Below are 17496 nucleotides of genomic sequence, written 5' to 3' on the forward strand. Positions count from 1 at the left end.
GGGGGAACACATGAAAAACTTGCTAAGTTTTGAATTCTGGCAAAAATTTGGCAAATGCCTAATGGTGGTGATTGCGGTTATGCCGGCTGCCGGATTAATGGTGAGTATTGGTAACTCATTGCCTTTGTTAAGCGATGCCGAATGGGTTGCACGCATTGGTAATATTATTGCCCAAATCGGTTGGGGGATTATTGGTAACCTCCATCTCTTATTTGCTCTCGCCATTGGTGGTAGTTGGGCAAACGAACGTGCCGGTGGTGCATTTGCCGCAGGATTGGCGTTTATTTTAATTAACCTGATTACCGGACATTTTTTCGGGGTGAAAATTGAAATGCTTGCGGATCCTAATGCCTATGTCAGCACATTCTTTGCCGGTGATATTCCGGTGGCAAACTACTTTGTCAACATACTCGGCCAACCGGCATTAAATATGGGGGTGTTTGTCGGGATTATTGCAGGCTTCGTGGGGGCGACAACCTTCAATCGCTACTACAACTTCCGCAAATTACCTGAAGTGCTGACTTTCTTTAACGGTAAACGTTTTGTTCCTTTTGTGGTGATTTACCGTTCCGTATTAGTGGCGATCATTCTTGCCTTATTTTGGCCTTTGGTACAAACCGGGATCAACCATTTTGGTCAATGGATTGCGACTTCACAAAATAGCGCACCAATTTTAGCACCATTTATTTACGGGACATTAGAACGTCTTTTATTACCTTTTGGTTTGCACCATATGCTGACGATCCCAATGAACTACACTTCCTTAGGGGGAACCTATGAGTTCTTAACTGGGGCGCAAAAAGGGGCACAAGTCTTTGGACAAGACCCATTGTGGTTGGCGTGGATTTCCGATTTAATTAATTTAAAAGATGCCGGTCATTTAGCGCAATATAATGATCTGCTTTCAACCGTCACTCCGGCTCGCTTTAAAGTGGGGCAAATGATTGGTTCAAGTGGGATTTTAATGGGGATAACCCTTGCTATGTATGTCAATGTGGATGCGGATAAGAAAAAACTCTACAAAGGGATTTTCCTCTCCTCCGCATTGGCGGTGTTCCTCACCGGTGTTACCGAACCGATTGAATATATGTTTATGTTTGCCGCTATGCCGCTTTATATTGTATATGCCTTAGTTCAAGGGGCGGCATTTGCGATGGCAGATATCGTCAATCTCCGCATGCATTCTTTCGGTAATATTGAGTTTTTAACCCGCACACCAATGGCGATTAAAGCCGGCATTGGAATGGATGTGATTAACTTTATCTGGGTTTCACTTCTCTTTGCGGTTGCCATGTTCTTCATTGCGAATTTTATGATTAAAAAATTTAATCTTGCCACCGCAGGGCGTAATGGTAACTATGATGCGAAAAGTGCTGATGAAAATACATCGAATGAGCCAAAAGTGGCGAATGCCAGTGCACAAGTAGTGCAAATTGTGAATTTACTGGGTGGTCGTAATAATATTGCTCATGTGGATGCTTGTATGACACGTTTACGAATTTCTGTGCATAATGCGGATTTAATCGGCGATGAAGCCGGTTGGAAACAAGCCGGGGCGATGGGGATTATTATTAAAGGAACCGGTGTTCAAGCCATTTACGGGCCAAAAGCCGATGTACTGAAATCCGATATCCAAGATTTACTAGCCTCAGGTGCTGAAATTCCAAAAGAATAATCACCTTTAGATACTAAAAGAGCGGTCAATTTGACCGCTCTTTTTCAAATTCCCCTCTTTCAAATTGCCTTTATCTACTATGAAATCAGGATAGGTAGCCTATTCGTTTCTGATCAGATTAAGCATTTCAATGCCCACAAATAAATTTTATGAAGAACATTGACGGACGATGAGGAGATCCGTTAGCATATTTTCTGTCCATATTAGTTTATCTAATGTGTTAAGTTTTAACTGTTATTAACTAGAGGATCTTTCCATGAAAAAACGCATTGTCGTGGCAATGGTTTCTGCGTGTAGCGCATTTACTTATGCCAATGTTAACCTCCCAAATTACAATACTGATTCCCATTTGTATGAATTTACCCAAACCTATGATTTGATTGCACCAAAAGGCTCGCAAGGGCAAACCAATTTATGGGTACCACTGCCTTTTAACAGTGATTATCAACAAGTGAAATCCCTCCATTTTGAAGGAAATTATCTTGAGGCTTATGTGACAGAAAATAATCAATATGGAGCGAAAACGTTGTTTGCGACTTGGGATAAAGCAGCACAAAAACGTGACTTAAAAATCACAATGCTGATTGAAACCAAAGATCGTGAACCTATGGTCACAGGAGCATTAGAACATTATCAACCGCCCAAAGAAATTCGTTATTCTGTGGATGTGCAGGAATATTTAAAACCAACCCAACATATTAAAACCGATGGTATTGTGAAACAGTTTGCCGATAAAATTGTTGGGACAGAGCGTAACCCATTGAAAAAGGCTGAGTTGATTCATCAATGGATTGTCAAAAATATGGAGCGTGATAATTCCGTATTAGGTTGTGGTGACGGTGATGTGGAAAAAATCCTCACCACGGGTGTGCTAAAAGGCAAATGCACAGACATTAATTCCGTTTTTGTTGCCCTTTCCCGAGCAGTAGATATTCCTGCCCGTGAAATTTTTGGTATTCGTTTAGGGGCAGCGGAGAAAATGGGGCAATATTCTAAAGGGGCGTTTGGCAGTGCAGATGAATATGGATTAGCCAATGTTAGTGGCGCTCAACATTGTCGTGCAGAGTTCTATCTTGCCGGTTTTGGTTGGGTTCCGGTCGATTCTGCGGATGTCGCCAAAATGCGTTTAGCAGAGAACAAATCGGTAGAAGATAAAGATACCCAAGCTGTCGCAAAATATTTATTCGGCAATTGGGAGGCGAATTGGGTAGGATTTAACCACGCTCGTGATTTTGATTTATATCCGCAGCCGGAACTCGCACCGATTAATAATTTCGGTTATCCCTATGCAGAAATCGGTGGCGATCCGCTCAATTTCTTTGATCCAAAAGCCTTTAAATATGACTATGTCTCTAAAAAACGCAAATAACTCTTTTTGGGTTGCCATTGCCACCGCATTGAGTGCCACGGTGGCATCCACGTTATGCTGCATTGCCCCTTTAATTTATCTTGTGTTCGGCGTGTCATCCACTTGGCTTATCGGGTTGGGGGAATACGATTATTTGCGTGTTCCGATGATTTTAGTTTCACTTTGTGCTTTTGCCTATGGTTTTTGGTTACTGATGTTTTCCAATAAAATCATTTGTACAAAATATATTTCACGCAGAAAACTTATCTTACTTTATTGGATCGTTTTCATTGTTATGTTGTTTTTTTTAACTTATCCGACGATTCTTCCGTGGATTTTAGAATGAGGAAAAAATGAAGAAATTATTGACCGCACTTTTACTTTCATTATGTGCCATATTCCCTACCCAAGCGGAAGAGGCAGCAATAAAGGCTGAAAAACAGGTTGTTTTGAAAGTGAAGGAAATGACTTGCCAACTTTGTGCTTATTTGGTGAATAAAGAATTACGGGATATTGATGGCGTGATTTCCACAAAAGCCTCAATTAAGGATAGAACGGTAACAGTGCGAGAAGATCCCAAAGTGACGGATGAACAGCTGATTAACGCCATTCATAAGTTGAATTATACGGCGGAAGTGGTGAACTAACTTACTGAAATCTAAATAAAAAGAGCGGTCAAAATACCGAGAATTTTGACCGCTCTTGTGTTTCTAAAAATTCATTTATTTAATCACACCACATGCCATACGAGCACCGCCACCGCCAAGTGGAGCAGGGTGATCGGAATGGTTATCCCCACCGGCGTGAATCATAATGGAACGTCCACGCACTTCATCTAAATGTTTAATGCGTGGGGCTAACACCGGATTGGTTGCAGTGCCGTCATGTAATACGGTTAATGCCGGTAAATCCCCTAAATGGGCATCATCTTGCCATGGATAACCGTGTTGTTTGGCTTCTTTTGGATCCCAGTGCCCCCCGGCGGCGAGACCTGCGGTGAGTTTGCCGTCTTTTTCTTTTGGTTCACAGCTAGGGTTTTGGTGAAGATGGAAACCATGTAAGCCTTCTGTTAAGCCTTGTAAATTTGGGGTGAAGACTAAACCATAAGCCGATTCGGTGATGGTAACAGTCCCCACTTCTTTATTTCCTTTTACCGGATCAAGCTGTTGAACTTTCACTTCAATCGATTTATCGGTCGTTTGGGCATGGGCCACAGCCGATGTGCATACCGCCGTTAAGGTTAATGCCAAGAGAGTTTTTAGATTCATAATAAGCTCCTTATTGTTGAAAACTCATTCTCATTATAATAAAAGATTGGATAATAATTCGACAAGTTTTTGCAACAATTTAACATTATTGTGTAATTTTTAACTGTTGGTAGAGATAGTGGCGATAATCATTGACCAATTGGCTATCGGCACTGTCTTCTAATTTTCCCTTGCTTAAATGACGCATCGCTTTATTTGCTTTCATAAAATCATCTTGTGCCGCTAGCCCTGCTACATCCAGTAATACCCCGCCGGCAAAGGCAAGATCGAGAAAATCCTGTTCTTGTTTAAAGGCGCTATCAATATTTGTTCTCACCACAAATTGGGTAATGTAATCCGGCAAAGGTAAATCGCCTTTTTTGGCAGGAATGGCGTTATCAAAGGCCACTTGATGATCGCCAAAATAACCAAAAACAAAGGGCTTATTGCGTTGGTGTAAGTAATCATCCATTTTCTCAATAGCGTCATTGAGGGCAACAATACGTTGGGTGTAATCATTGAGGGCGGAAATACTTTTATCACTGAGATTTTGCATCGCAAGATTGTAGTGATTTTCCATATCCAAACGATAAGGGCCGTGTTCACGCATGGTTAACACATAGACAAACAGAGGTTGATTAATTTTTTCGAGTGAAGGATGTTGTTTTTCTAAAATCATTCTGGTGTATGTCATCATTTCTTCACTGCTGATCGTCCACAAATTTTTACTCAAAGGAGCAGGGTAGCCTAAATCTTGCGGTTGTAACATTAAATCAAAACCAAAATGATCGTAAGCGGATTTTGCGTTGTAGTTACCTTTGGTGAAAGGCGAAAGTGCGACACAAAAATAACCTTGTGCCCGTAAATTTTTAACAAAACTTGATTGTAGATGTGGCACAACAGAATAGAACACGCCACTGGCTAATGCGCCAAAATCTGTACAAGGCACGCCGGCAAGAAAACTAAACTCCGATCGCCAAGTAGCCCCCGCAAAAGTATGCACCCGTAATGGCGAGATAAATACCGTGTCATCTTGCTGTTCAAACATCGATAAAGGGGGAATATTTTGTTGGGTGAAAGCAAATTGGTGTGGATTGAGGGTGGATTCTAATAAAGCCACTACAATATCCGGTTTGGTGGTGGGCGCTTGTTCTGTTTGTTCGGTATAAAGTGCGGTCATTTTTTTCGTAAAATTTTCACCTTCACCTGAGAATTGTGGCACTTTAAAGAATATTCCTCGGCAAGACATCGGTAAATTTAAAAAGACATCACGTCCGTCATCAGGGAGAGAATCTAACCAAACCTGCAAAGCTTGAGGGTTTTTAGAATAATGCCACATTAAAGCAAAGCTGCCGAGAAATAATATCCCCCCGAAAAGATGGCCGAATAGACTTAAGGATTCGACATCTGACCAGCCGAAAATCGCATAGCCAAGTAAGCCGAGCAAGCCTATCACGCCGACTAATGCCCCTTTATAGTGCATGAGGGTTTCCCAGTTTCGCCAATCGACCACAAGAAAAAAATCGGAAATAAGAAGAGGTTGTTTGTAATAATGGATTTTTAAGCGGTGGAATAGCATCAACGCAACAAAGAGGACGGAGGCGAAATTAAGCGCACGTTGCCATTGCCCAGTGAGGGCAAACATTCCACCAAAAAAGAAAACAAATAACGAAATGGCAAAGAGATAGGTCCATCGGTAATGGGAATTGATGATAAAAATTATTGCCGCAAGGGTAAATAAAGATAAAAAGGTGTAAGCAATCATTGCATTATTCCTTGTCATTATGGGTGTAACGTTATCTGCGAGATAATAGGGGGAAGGGGAAAAGCTGTCAAACGCTATCAGGGGATTTCAAGAAAGTGCGGTAAAAAATACCGAAAATTTCACCGCACTTGAATGTATTAACGCAAAAATGCCGGAATGTTTTTCTCGTATTCTGCGATTTTGTTTTCGTGTTGAAGGGTAAGACCGATATTATCTAAACCGTTTAATAAGCAATGGCGGCGGAATTCGTCTAATTCAAAGTGATAGACTTTTTCGCCTACTGTTACGGTCATCGCTTCTAAATCCACATGAATGGGCTTGCCTTCATTGGCCCACACCCATTGGAAAATTTCTTCCACTTCTTGCTCGCTCAAACGAATTGGCAACATATGATTGTTTAGGCTGTTATTGTAGAAAATATCTGCAAAACTTGGGGCGATCATCACTTTAAAACCGTAATCGGCAAGCGCCCAAGGGGCGTGTTCACGGGAAGAGCCACAACCTAAATTTTTGCGGGCAAGTAAAATGGTTGCCCCTTGATATTGTGGAAAATTTAGCACAAATTCCGGGTTCGGTTGTGTGCCTTCCACATCTAAATAACGCCATTCGTGGAATAAATGTTTGCCAAAGCCTACTCGTGTAATGGCTTGTAAAAATTGTTTTGGAATGATGGCGTCAGTGTCCACATTTGCCGCGTCTAGCGGTACGACTAAGCCTGAAAGTTGTTTAAATCCTGCCATTTTATTTTCCTCTTTAATTTAATGCCACATCACGAATATCAACAAATTTACCGAACATACCGGCCGCTGCCGCCATTGCCGGGCTGACGAGGTGAGTTCGTCCGTTACGACCTTGGCGACCTTCAAAGTTTCGGTTGCTGGTGGAGGCGCAACGTTCCCATTCCCCTAAGCGGTCATCATTCATACCTAAACACATAGAGCAGCCCGGGTTACGCCATTCTGCGCCCGCTTCGATAAAGATTTTATCTAATCCTTCTTTTTCCGCTTGTTCTTTGACTAGCCCTGAACCCGGCACCACGAGAATACGTTTCACGTTGTCGGCTTTTTTACGTCCTTTCATGACGGCAGCGGCAGCACGCAAATCTTCAATACGGGCATTGGTACAAGAGCCGATAAATACTTGATCGACGCTAATTTCTTTGAGATCGGTATTGGCTTCTAAGCCAATGTATTGCAAGGCTTTTTCGGCGGAGGCTCGGGTGACGGGATCGTCCATATCAGCAGGATTAGGCACTAACTGATTGATACCAATCACCTGACCCGGGTTGGTTCCCCAAGTCACTTGTGGGGCAATGTCTTTGGCTTCCAAAGTGATAACCGTATCAAATTCTGCATCATCATCGGATTTTAGGGTTTTCCAGTATTCCACCGCATCGTCCCAATCTTTCCCTTTTGGTGCATGAGGGCGACCTTTTAAATAGGCAAAGGTGGTTTCATCTGGGGCGATTAAACCGGCTTTTGCTCCCATTTCGATTGCCATATTGCAAACAGTCATTCGCCCTTCCATCGAAAGATCACGAATGGCTTCACCGCAAAATTCCACCACATGCCCTGTGCCGCCTGCCATCGTGGTTTTACCGATGATAGCAAGGATAATATCTTTTGCGGTAATACCCGGTGCAACCTTACCACGCACTTCAATTTTCATGCTTTTCGCCCGTGCCTGTTTTAAGGTTTGGGTGGCTAAAACATGTTCCACTTCGGAAGTGCCGATACCAAATGCCAAAGCACCGAATGCACCATGGGTGGCAGTGTGGGAATCTCCACAAACAATGGTCATCCCCGGTAGGGTTAAACCTTGTTCCGGTCCCATAACATGCACAATGCCCTGTTCTTTGGTTTTCATATCGAACAATTGAATACCGGTGGCTTTGGTATTTTTTTCAAGTTCTAACACCTGAATTTTTGCCTGACCTTCTAATTTATTCACATCACGCACTTGCGTGGAGATACTGTGATCCATTGTACCGAAGGTTTTTCCCACTTGACGCACTTGGCGGCCGGCTACACGCAATCCGTCAAAGGCTTGTGGTGAAGTCACTTCGTGGATTAAATGACGGTTAATATACAAAATTGGGGTTTCGCCTTCCGCTTCGTAAACAATGTGAGCATCAAATAATTTCTGATAGAGTGTTTTTGCCATAATTTTTTTCCTGTTTTTTTAGGGGGAAAGTGCGGTGAAAAAAGATGAAATTTTTGACCGCACTTTTAGGGAGTGACAAGTTATTCATGCCAGTTTAAATGATTAACCTGCATAACATAGCCTTTCCCCTAGGGTTAAATTGCGTTGGTAATTAATGTACCCATTTCTGCCGTAGAAACTGGTGCTGAGTCATCGGCTAAATCACCGGTGCGATGACCGCTCGCCAAGACTTTCTGCACGGCATTTTCAATGGCATCTGCCGCTTCATTCAAATTGAAACTGTAACGTAACATCATCGCCGCCGATAAAATTTGTGCAATCGGATTGGCAATACCTTTTCCTGCAATATCCGGTGCAGATCCCCCGGCTGGCTCGTATAAGCCAAATCCTTGTTCATTCAAACTAGCGGAAGGTAACATGCCCATTGAGCCTGTAATCATCGCCGCTTCATCGGAAATAATATCGCCGAAAATATTAGAGCAGAGCAACACATCAAAAGATTCCGGGGCTTTGATTAATTGCATGGTCGCATTGTCGATATACATATTTTCAACGGTAACGTCAGGATAATCTTTAGCGACCTCTGCCACGGTTTCACGCCATAAAATAGAGGATTGCAACACATTGGCTTTATCCACTGAGGTAATATGTTTACGGCGTTTCATGGCTGCCTCAAAAGCTGCACGGGCAATGCGTTCGATTTCGTATTTGTAATACACCTCGGTATCAAATGCTTTGGTTTGTGCTCCTTCGCCTTCACGGCCTTTTGGTTGACCGAAATAAATTCCCCCAGTGAGCTCACGCACCACCACCATATCAAAGCCTTTTGCTGCAATATCGGCACGCAATGGGCAGAATTTTTCTAACCCTTTGTAAAGGGTTGCCGGACGAAGGTTGCAGAATAATTTGAAATGTTTGCGTAAAGGCAAAAGTGCACCACGTTCCGGTTGCTGATCCGGTGGTAAATGCGTCCATTTCGGGCCGCCTACAGAACCGAATAAAATGGCATCTGCAGTTTCACAACCTTTTAAGGTTTCCTCCGGTAATGGGTTGCCATAGTGATCAATTGCTGCTCCCCCCACATAAAATTCATTAAAGTTGAATTTAACATTGAATTTCTCTTGAATTTTATTGAGGACTTTAATGGCTTCAGCCATCACTTCCGGACCAATGCCGTCACCGGGGAGGACGGCGATGTTGTATGATTTCATTTGGATTTTCCTATTTTTATGTATTGAATTTCGCCCAATGGGCGACCTACTTTTCTTTGCTTGTGCAAAGCAAAGTAGGCAAAAGAAACACACCCCAGTTAAATTGCTGATCTTTGCTTGGTTTCAATTTTCTTGACGGCAATTTTCTGAACTCGCCGCAAGCGGCTCAAACAGACGAAAATTGCCTAAAAATTGAAAGTCGCAAAGGCAATTTATATGGGGCCCCGAATTTATCGGAGCGTTATTTTAAAAGTGCGGTTGATTTTCCGCATTTTCTCCCCTCTTTTTTAAAGAGGGGCAGGGGGAGATTTTTAGATGTTAAATTAACCTATGGGGTTGATATTATTTCTGCTAAATCTCCCCTAACCCCTCTTTACGAAAGAGGGGAATGTTTTTTAATGAGGTTTATTTCCCTTAATATCCGCCACTTTATGCGCTCGATAAATCGCATTAATCGCATGCACCAACGCCAATGCGGAGGATTCCACAATATCTGTGGCTAATCCCACACCGTGGAATTTTCTGCCTTCGTGTTCCACCACAATATCTACTTGGCCTAGGGCTTCTGCGCCTTCGCCTTTAGCGGTGAGGTGGTAGTGGGACATTTTGATGTCTAAGCCTGTTAAGGTCAAAATCGCATTATAGACGGCATCGACCGGGCCGTTTCCTCCGATAGAGGAGGTGCTTAATTTTTCTCCGTCTAATTGTAGTTGAACAAAGGCGGTGGCAGGGTATTCTTTGGTCGAGTGCGCAGACAGTTTATCCAATACCAAACGATCTTCATCGCCTTGTTGCATATCGATAAAGGCTAAGGCTTCCAAATCGTAATCAAACACCTGTCCTTTTTTATCGGCTAATTTCAAAAACGCATCGTACAATTTATCCAAATCGTAGTCTTGCTCGGTATAACCCATATCTGCCATATGGCCTTTCACTGCGGCACGGCCGGAGCGGGCAGTGAGGTTTAGTTTTTCTTTTTTCAAACCAATGGTTTCCGGCGACATAATTTCGTAGGTATTTTTATTTTTTAACATCCCGTCTTGATGAATACCGGAAGAATGGGCGAAAGCGTTAGAACCCACAATGGCTTTATTCGGTTGAATTGGCATATTGCAAAGCTGGCTCACCATTTGGCTGACACGGTGGATTTCTTGCGTGTTAATACGGGTATCCACACCAAACAATTCTTGACGGGTTTTAATCGCCATCACCACTTCTTCAAGGGCGGTGTTACCGGCACGTTCGCCGATACCATTAATCGTACATTCAATTTGACGTGCCCCATTTTGTACTGCCGTTAAGGAATTGGCGGTTGCCATGCCTAAATCATTATGGCAATGCACGGAAATGACCGCTTTGTCGATATTCGGTACTCGGTTACGCACTTGCGCAATAATATTGCCGTATTCTGTTGGCAAGCAATAACCTACGGTATCAGGGATATTGACAGTGGTCGCCCCGGCATTGATTGCTGCTTCGACAATACGACAAATATTATCAATACCGGTACGGCCGGCATCTTCGCAGGAAAATTCCACATCATCGGTGTAGTTACGGGCACGTTTTACCGCCGCAACGGCCATTTCTACCACATCATCAAAAGTACGTTTTAATTTTGCTTCTACATGCAAAGCGGAACTGGCGATGAACGTATGAATACGAAATGCTTCCGCTACTTTTAAGGCTTCGTAGGCAGCATCAATATCTTTATCAACGGCACGGGATAACGCGGCAACCCGTGAATGTTTAATGTGTTGAGCAATGGTTTTTACCGATTCAAAATCTCCTTGAGAAGAAACCGGAAAGCCCACTTCCATCACATCCACCCCTAAGCGTTCCAACGCCAAGGCAATTTGTAATTTTTCTTTCACGGTCAAACTTGCTTTTAATGCTTGTTCGCCGTCTCGTAGCGTAGTATCAAAAATAATGATGCGATCTGTCATAGCCATATCCTTCTAAAATCACGCCAAAAGTGCGGTTGTTTTTTGCAAAATTTTTTAAACAAAAACCCGCAACTTTTTGAAGTGCGGGTTGGTTGAATGAAGAGGATTTACATTGAACTGTTTTTCATCCACAACTTAGCCGCACAAAACATGTGAGAGCAGCAGGTTGAGGGATAAAAAAACAGAAGAAAACATAAAAATCCTATAAAAATTCGTTGTAAAACCCTTGCTATGTTACGAATAAATCAAACGCTGTCAAATGCTTTTTTTAGCGTTTTATCTTATCATCTTGAATATGTGGAATGTTGATTTAGTGATTTCATCTTTTAAATATAAGTTTGTTAGATAAATATTCCAAATAAATGATTTCGTACTGTTTTTTCCTCTATCTTTTCTTTATTTCTAAGGTAGGTAAAAAATCGTTGTTTTATATGATTTTTACGAGCTGTTTCACAAAAGTGATTAGAAATGCTCGTCAATTATTCGCTTTTTACATAGCCTTAATGCATTGATTGAGAAGAGATAAATAAACACAATGAATGTCAATGAAACCTTACTCCGATTAATGCAAGTGCCTAAATTAGGCGGTGTGGCAATTGAGAAAATCTTATCGAATGTTACGTTAAAAGAATTATTGCAATATGATGAAGCGGCTTTTCGTCAAATGGGTTGGAGTGCTATTCAAATTCGCCGTTGGTTTAAACCTGAAAATAAATTTATGGATTTAGCGCTGGCTTGGGCGGAGAAAGAGGGAAATCATTTAGTGAATTATTTTTCACCGTTTTACCCTTATTTATTGAAACAAATTTCAAGTTTTCCACCTTTATTATTTGTGAAAGGCAATGTGACGGCGATTTCACAGCGACAAATGGCCATTGTTGGAAGCCGATATTGCACCACTTATGGCGAACGCTGGGCGAAATATTTTGCCACAGAACTCTCCCTTGCCGGTTTTACGGTAACAAGCGGTTTGGCTTTAGGCATTGACGGGCATTGCCATCGTGCGGTGGTGGAAATTGGTGGGCAAACTATTGCGGTATTGGGCAGTGGATTAAATGAGATTTATCCGGCAAAACATCGTGTCTTGGCGGAGCAGATTATTGAAAATAATGGTGCGTTGGTGTCCGAATTTATGCCAAACCAACCACCGATTGCCGCTCATTTTCCCCGCCGTAATCGGATTATTAGCGGGCTTTCGGTCGGCACATTGGTGATCGAAGCCACAGAAAAAAGCGGATCATTAATCACGGCACGTTATGCCTTGGAGCAAAATCGGGAAGTGTTTGCTTTGCCGGGAAATGTCTTGAGTGATTTTAGTCGAGGATGTCATCAACTGATTAAGCAAGGTGGGGTGCTTGTTGAAAATGTGAAAGATATTCTTGAAACGCTTTATCAACATTCTATTCATAGTCAAACTGAAATTGATTTTAACCAAGTGGAAACGGCAAATTACACCCCACCGCCTGATCCCCGCAGAGTGGTTGAAGCGCCAAGTCACCCCAAACTTTATGCGAGAATTGGTTACACCCCGGTGAGTCTTGATGATCTTGCACAGGAATTTGGTTTGCCGGTGGATGTGCTATTGGTCCAACTTCTGGACTTAGAATTGCAAGATTTGATTTTGAACGAAAATGGGCTTTATAAACGAGTATAGAAATATGCTAAAATAGCGCACATTCTATTGAGGAGAGCCTATGTTAGCGATTATTTCCCCTGCGAAAACCCTAGATTTTGAAAGTGCGGTCAGAAAACTGCCTGTTTTTCAACCGCACTTAACTGACTATAGCGCACAGTTAATTGATATTTGTCGCCAATTTTCCCCACAAGAAATTGCCTCTTTAATGTCTATCAGCGATAAGCTGGCAGGACTTAATGCGGCACGTTTTACCGAGTGGACAAAAGAACACAACGAACAGAATTCACGCGCTGCCATTTTTGCCTTTAAAGGTGATGTTTATACCGGTTTAGATGTCGATACCTTATCTGATGAGGATATTTTATTTGCCCAATCGCATTTGCGTATGCTTTCCGGTTTATACGGTTTACTTCAACCTCTGGATTTAATGCAACCTTATCGTTTAGAGATGGGCACAAAATTAGCCAATAAGAAAGGTAAGGATCTTTACGCATTTTGGGGAAATGTGATTACCCAATCACTCCAACAAGCCCTTGATGAACAAGGCGATAATGTGTTGATTAATCTTGCTTCCGATGAATATTATAAATCGGTAAAAGAAAGCGGACTTCACGCCAACATTATTAAACCAATCTTTTTAGATAACAAAAACGGTCAATATAAAGTGGTGAGTTTTTATGCTAAAAAAGCCCGAGGGTTGATGTGCCGTTATATGATTCAACAGCGTTTAACCCAAGCTGGACAATTAAAAGATTTCGATTTGGGCGGCTATTGGTTTGATGAGGCTGCTTCTACTGAAAAAGAATGGGTATTTAAGCGAGATCACGATGAATAAAATTGTTGTTATTTTAACCGCACTTTTCCTTTCTGCTTGTGCCAGTCAAACCTCACAACTGGATATCCCTGAGCAGATTCAATACCAAAACAAACACTATCATAAGGCAGCCGGGCAAGATTTAGGCTCTGTGGCTCGTTATGTGTATGTCAGTCAACCGGATAGCTTAGAAAAATGGCAGTCACAAATTGAGTTGCTGTTAGATCGCAATGCACAACATCGTGACATTAAAGAGCGGATTGGCTTGCGTGAGCGGGTCTATCGCAACACAGAGGTAGCGTTGTTTAAATTAACCCCGATGAAAAGTAGCAAAACCAATCGAGATGACGGATTAAAAGGCTATGTGATTTACCGACCAACAGAAAAAGATCCCTATTGGCAGGTCAATATGATGAGGGGGGAAGAGATCGCCAAATGTGGTTTTGTGCAGTTTCAGTATTCCCAAAAAGTGAAAAAAAGCCGACATTTAAGTGAGGAAAAAATGTTACGGCACTTGCAAAAATACCTCATTGCAAAGGAAATGAAACAGATTGATAAAATGCCTTGGCAGTGGCATTGTCAAAATTCGAAATAAAAATTTATCTAGATCAAAAGGTGAAGAAATTTCTTAAATTTTTTCTAGAGCCATTAGGCTGAATCGTGTAACCTTAACAGCATTTCTTATTTAACGTTAGGTAGGTCGTATATGATTAAAAAAATTGCAGTATTAACCAGTGGTGGCGATGCACCGGGTATGAACGCCGCAATTCGTGGTGTTGTGCGTGCGGCATTAGCAGAAGGTTTAGAAGTGTTTGGTATCTATGATGGTTATCAAGGCTTATATAACAATAAAATCAAGCAATTAAACCGTTATAGTGTGTCCGATGTGATTAACCGTGGCGGAACATTTTTAGGTTCTGCACGTTTTCCTGAGTTTAAAGATCCGAACGTACGGGCAAAATGTGCGGAAATTTTACGTTCACACGGTATTGATGCCCTCGTAGTAATCGGGGGAGACGGTTCTTATATGGGCGCCAAACTTTTAACGGAAGAACATGGTTTCCCTTGTGTGGGGATTCCCGGCACTATTGATAATGATGTAGCGGGCACGGATTATACCATTGGTTATCAAACCGCATTACAAACAGCGGTGGATGCTATCGACCGTTTACGGGATACCTCAAGTTCCCACCAACGCATTTCTATTGTAGAGATTATGGGACGCCATTGTAGTGATTTAACTATTTCTGCGGGCATTGCCGGCGGTTGTGAATATATTGTTGCCTCTGAAATGGAATTTGATCGTGAAGAGTTAGTGCAACAAATCGAACGCAGTATTATTCGGGGAAAACGCCATGCGATCATTGCGATCACTGAATTGATTACTGATGTTCATTCGCTTGCAAAAGAAATCGAAGCACGAGTAGGACATGAAACCCGTGCGACAGTATTGGGTCATATTCAACGTGGTGGTTCACCTTGTGCATTTGACCGTATTTTGGCTTCACGCATGGGCGTTTATGCGGTGGATATTCTGCTTCAAGGCAAAGGCGGGTATTGTGTCGGCATCCAAAATGAACACCTTGTTCATCATGACATTATTGACGCCATTAATAATATGCGCCGTGAATTTAAAGCAGATTGGTTAGAAGTGGCAAAACGCTTAGAATAATTAACCAATAGAAAGTGCGGTTGCTTTCAGCCGCATTTTTCATGATCGTGAGAGCATAATCTTCGGGCTGATATCCTTTTGAGTTTGAGCGTAGCATTGTTCTGCTACGAACAATTTCCCGATTTTAGTAAAAATAAAAAGGGAATTCTTGTAAAAGTTAATTTTATCTAAAATTTGCTTGTTTTTTTATTGTGTAAAAGTGTGATTTCCCTTTGACTATTTTCTTTACAAGGGGTAATATTCACGCCCTATGCAAAAGGTAAAACTACCCCTCACCATTGATCCTGTTAAAAGCGCACAACAACGTGTTGATTATGAAGGTTGTTATGCGATTAATCAGTTAGTGCGGTTAGCGGAATCCGTGGTAAATGTGCTTAGCGATGCACAGGTAACATTATCGTTTTATATTGATCCACAAAAATTAGTGGTGATGAAGGGAAAAGCCCGAGTTGATGTCGAGTTAGAATGTCAGCGTTGTGGTAAACCGTTCAAACAGACACTGGAATGTGATTTTCTTTACAGCCCAGTGGCTAATTGGGATCAGGCTGATGTATTGCCGGAAATTTATGAGCCGATTGAATTTAATGAATTTGGCGAAATAGATTTACTTGGTGTGGTGGAAGATGAGTTAATTTTAACTTTACCACTGGTACCAAAGCATTCATCTGAACACTGTGAAGTGTCCGCGCAGGAACAGGTTTTTGGCGAATTGCCGGAAGAATTGGCAAAAAAACCGAACCCGTTCGCTGTATTAGCTAATTTAAAACAAAAGTAAATTAAATTTAGGAGTATAGCCAATGGCTGTTCAACAAAATAAAAAATCTCGTTCACGTCGTGATATGCGTCGTTCACATGATGCATTAACTACTGCTGCCGTATCTGTGGATAAAGCAAGTGGTGAAACTCACTTACGCCATCATGTAACCGCTGATGGTTACTATCGTGGTCGTAAAGTGATTAATAAGTAATTTTTACTTATAGGTATTCACTTGAACCGTCTAACCTTAGCGTTAGATGTGATGGGCGGGGACATTGGTCCCCGTATTACTCTCCCCGCATCACTTTTAGCGTTGGAAAAAGATCCAATGCTTTCTTTAATCTTGTTTGGTGATAGCCAGCAAATTTCCCCTTTTCTTGAAAATATCCCGCAAGCCAGTTTAGCGCGTATTCAAGTTCATCATTGCACTCGAACAATTGATAACCATCAAGGCATTTCCTATGCACTTCGCCATAGTAAAAACACCTCGATGCGTTTAGCGCTTGAGGCGGTTCAACAAGGGATTGCTCAAGGTTGTGTCAGTGCAGGGAATACCGGGGCGTTAATGGGGCTGTCAAAGATTTTATTGCAACCCCTAAAAGGCATTGCCAGGCCGGCTTTGATTTCGATGATCCCCACTATTGACGGTGAAAAATCGGTGATGTTGGATTTGGGGGCAAACCTTGAATGTAGTGCGGAAAATCTTTATCAATTTGCTATAATGGGGAGCATTTTTGCCGAGCATCGCCTTAATTTAGTTTATCCCCGAATCGGATTATTAAATATTGGTGTGGAAGAAATTAAAGGGCATCAATTTATTCGTGATGCCGCCCATTTGTTAGAAAAATCGACTGCACTGAATTATATCGGGTTTATTGAAGGGGATTTATTATTAAACGGTAAAGCTGATGTGATCGTCAGTGATGGTTTTTCCGGTAATATTGCCTTAAAAACCCTAGAAGGGGCGGCCAAAAATGTTTTATCTTTATTTAAAGGACAGTCTAAACATTATTGTTTAAAACCTGTTTTTTGGGGAATGCGTTATTTATTTAAAACCCGTTATCAACGTTTAAAACGTATTAATCCCGATGAATATAATGGGGCTTCGCTAATTGGATTAACCGCAGTGGTTGTCAAAAGCCACGGTAGTGCAAATGTGAATGCCTTTGCTCAGGCTATTGCTGATGCCGCTTTCCAAGCCCGTCAGAAACTTCCTGAAAAAATTTTGGCGGGTTTGGCCCGTTATTAATGACTTAACTTATTGA

Annotated in this window: 17 protein-coding genes; 11 read left to right on the plus strand and 6 right to left on the minus strand. The window is 41.9% G+C overall.

The features are described from left to right. Positions 1–10 precede the first annotated feature (10 nt). From BKK48_RS03730 to BKK48_RS03745, 4 genes are all read left to right on the plus strand, one after another. Positions 11–1675, plus strand: coding sequence for a PTS transporter subunit IIBC (locus BKK48_RS03730; protein ID WP_077426831.1), 1665 nt, complete (start codon positions 11–13; stop codon positions 1673–1675). Positions 1676–1931: 256 nt separating this feature from the next. Continuing rightward, positions 1932–3044 carry a transglutaminase-like domain-containing protein gene (locus tag BKK48_RS03735; RefSeq protein ID WP_077426832.1) on the plus strand — a complete coding sequence of 371 codons (1113 nt, stop codon included), beginning with the start codon at positions 1932–1934 and terminating at the stop codon, positions 3042–3044. Further along, positions 3016–3369: a mercuric transporter MerT family protein gene (locus BKK48_RS03740; RefSeq protein WP_077426833.1), complete on the plus strand. Its 354-nt coding sequence runs from the start codon at positions 3016–3018 to the stop codon at positions 3367–3369. The genes BKK48_RS03735 and BKK48_RS03740 overlap by 29 nt, the downstream gene beginning before the upstream one ends. Positions 3370–3376: 7 nt before the next feature. Then, positions 3377–3670: a heavy-metal-associated domain-containing protein gene (locus BKK48_RS03745; RefSeq protein WP_077426834.1), complete on the plus strand. Its 294-nt coding sequence runs from the start codon at positions 3377–3379 to the stop codon at positions 3668–3670. 75 nt (positions 3671–3745) lie between these two features. Here the strand turns inward: BKK48_RS03745 and sodC are convergent, their stop codons facing one another. From sodC to leuA, 6 genes are all read right to left on the minus strand, one after another. Then, the gene (gene sodC, locus BKK48_RS03750) at positions 3746–4291 is read right to left on the minus strand and encodes a superoxide dismutase family protein (protein WP_077426835.1); all 546 of its coding nucleotides are present in this window, start codon (positions 4289–4291) and stop codon (positions 3746–3748) included. A gap of 85 nt (positions 4292–4376) precedes the next feature. After that, positions 4377–6035 (minus strand): sulfatase-like hydrolase/transferase, encoded by a 1659-nt coding sequence (locus tag BKK48_RS03755; protein ID WP_077426836.1) that lies wholly within the window; start codon positions 6033–6035, stop codon positions 4377–4379. 137 nt (positions 6036–6172) lie between these two features. After that, positions 6173–6775, minus strand: a complete 603-nt coding sequence (leuD, locus tag BKK48_RS03760) for a 3-isopropylmalate dehydratase small subunit (protein WP_077426837.1) — start codon at positions 6773–6775, stop codon at positions 6173–6175. A gap of 13 nt (positions 6776–6788) precedes the next feature. After that, positions 6789–8198: a 3-isopropylmalate dehydratase large subunit gene (leuC, locus tag BKK48_RS03765; RefSeq protein WP_077426838.1), complete on the minus strand. Its 1410-nt coding sequence runs from the start codon at positions 8196–8198 to the stop codon at positions 6789–6791. 134 nt (positions 8199–8332) lie between these two features. After that, positions 8333–9409 carry a 3-isopropylmalate dehydrogenase gene (gene leuB / locus BKK48_RS03770; protein ID WP_077426839.1) on the minus strand — a complete coding sequence of 359 codons (1077 nt, stop codon included), beginning with the start codon at positions 9407–9409 and terminating at the stop codon, positions 8333–8335. A gap of 395 nt (positions 9410–9804) precedes the next feature. Next, entirely contained in the window at positions 9805–11352 is a 1548-nt protein-coding gene (gene leuA, locus BKK48_RS03775; protein WP_077426840.1) for a 2-isopropylmalate synthase, read from the minus strand. Positions 11353–11887: 535 nt separating this feature from the next. On the opposite strand from leuA, the gene dprA reads away from it, so the two are divergent. The 7 genes from dprA to plsX all read left to right on the plus strand — a co-directional run bounded on the left by dprA (position 11888) and on the right by plsX (position 17480). Continuing rightward, positions 11888–13006, plus strand: coding sequence for a DNA-processing protein DprA (gene dprA / locus BKK48_RS03780; RefSeq protein WP_077426841.1), 1119 nt, complete (start codon positions 11888–11890; stop codon positions 13004–13006). A 40-nt stretch (positions 13007–13046) separates the two neighbouring features. After that, the gene (gene yaaA / locus BKK48_RS03785; RefSeq protein WP_077426842.1) at positions 13047–13823 is read left to right on the plus strand and encodes a peroxide stress protein YaaA; all 777 of its coding nucleotides are present in this window, start codon (positions 13047–13049) and stop codon (positions 13821–13823) included. Beyond that, positions 13816–14397, plus strand: a complete 582-nt coding sequence (locus BKK48_RS03790) for a hypothetical protein (protein ID WP_077426843.1) — start codon at positions 13816–13818, stop codon at positions 14395–14397. Before yaaA ends, BKK48_RS03790 begins: the two co-directional genes overlap by 8 nt. Positions 14398–14508: 111 nt before the next feature. After that, complete coding sequence (gene pfkA / locus BKK48_RS03795; RefSeq protein WP_077426844.1) at positions 14509–15474, plus strand: 6-phosphofructokinase; 966 nt, start codon at positions 14509–14511, stop codon at positions 15472–15474. A gap of 250 nt (positions 15475–15724) precedes the next feature. After that, positions 15725–16249 (plus strand): 23S rRNA accumulation protein YceD, encoded by a 525-nt coding sequence (gene yceD, locus BKK48_RS03800; RefSeq protein ID WP_077418435.1) that lies wholly within the window; start codon positions 15725–15727, stop codon positions 16247–16249. A gap of 22 nt (positions 16250–16271) precedes the next feature. Continuing rightward, positions 16272–16442, plus strand: a complete 171-nt coding sequence (gene rpmF / locus BKK48_RS03805; protein ID WP_005544470.1) for a 50S ribosomal protein L32 — start codon at positions 16272–16274, stop codon at positions 16440–16442. 21 nt (positions 16443–16463) lie between these two features. After that, complete coding sequence (plsX, locus tag BKK48_RS03810; RefSeq protein WP_077426845.1) at positions 16464–17480, plus strand: phosphate acyltransferase PlsX; 1017 nt, start codon at positions 16464–16466, stop codon at positions 17478–17480. Positions 17481–17496: the final 16 nt, after the last annotated feature.

Origin of the sequence: Rodentibacter heidelbergensis (genome assembly GCF_002000125.1) — a bacterium.
Lineage (GTDB): Bacteria > Pseudomonadota > Gammaproteobacteria > Enterobacterales > Pasteurellaceae > Rodentibacter > Rodentibacter heidelbergensis.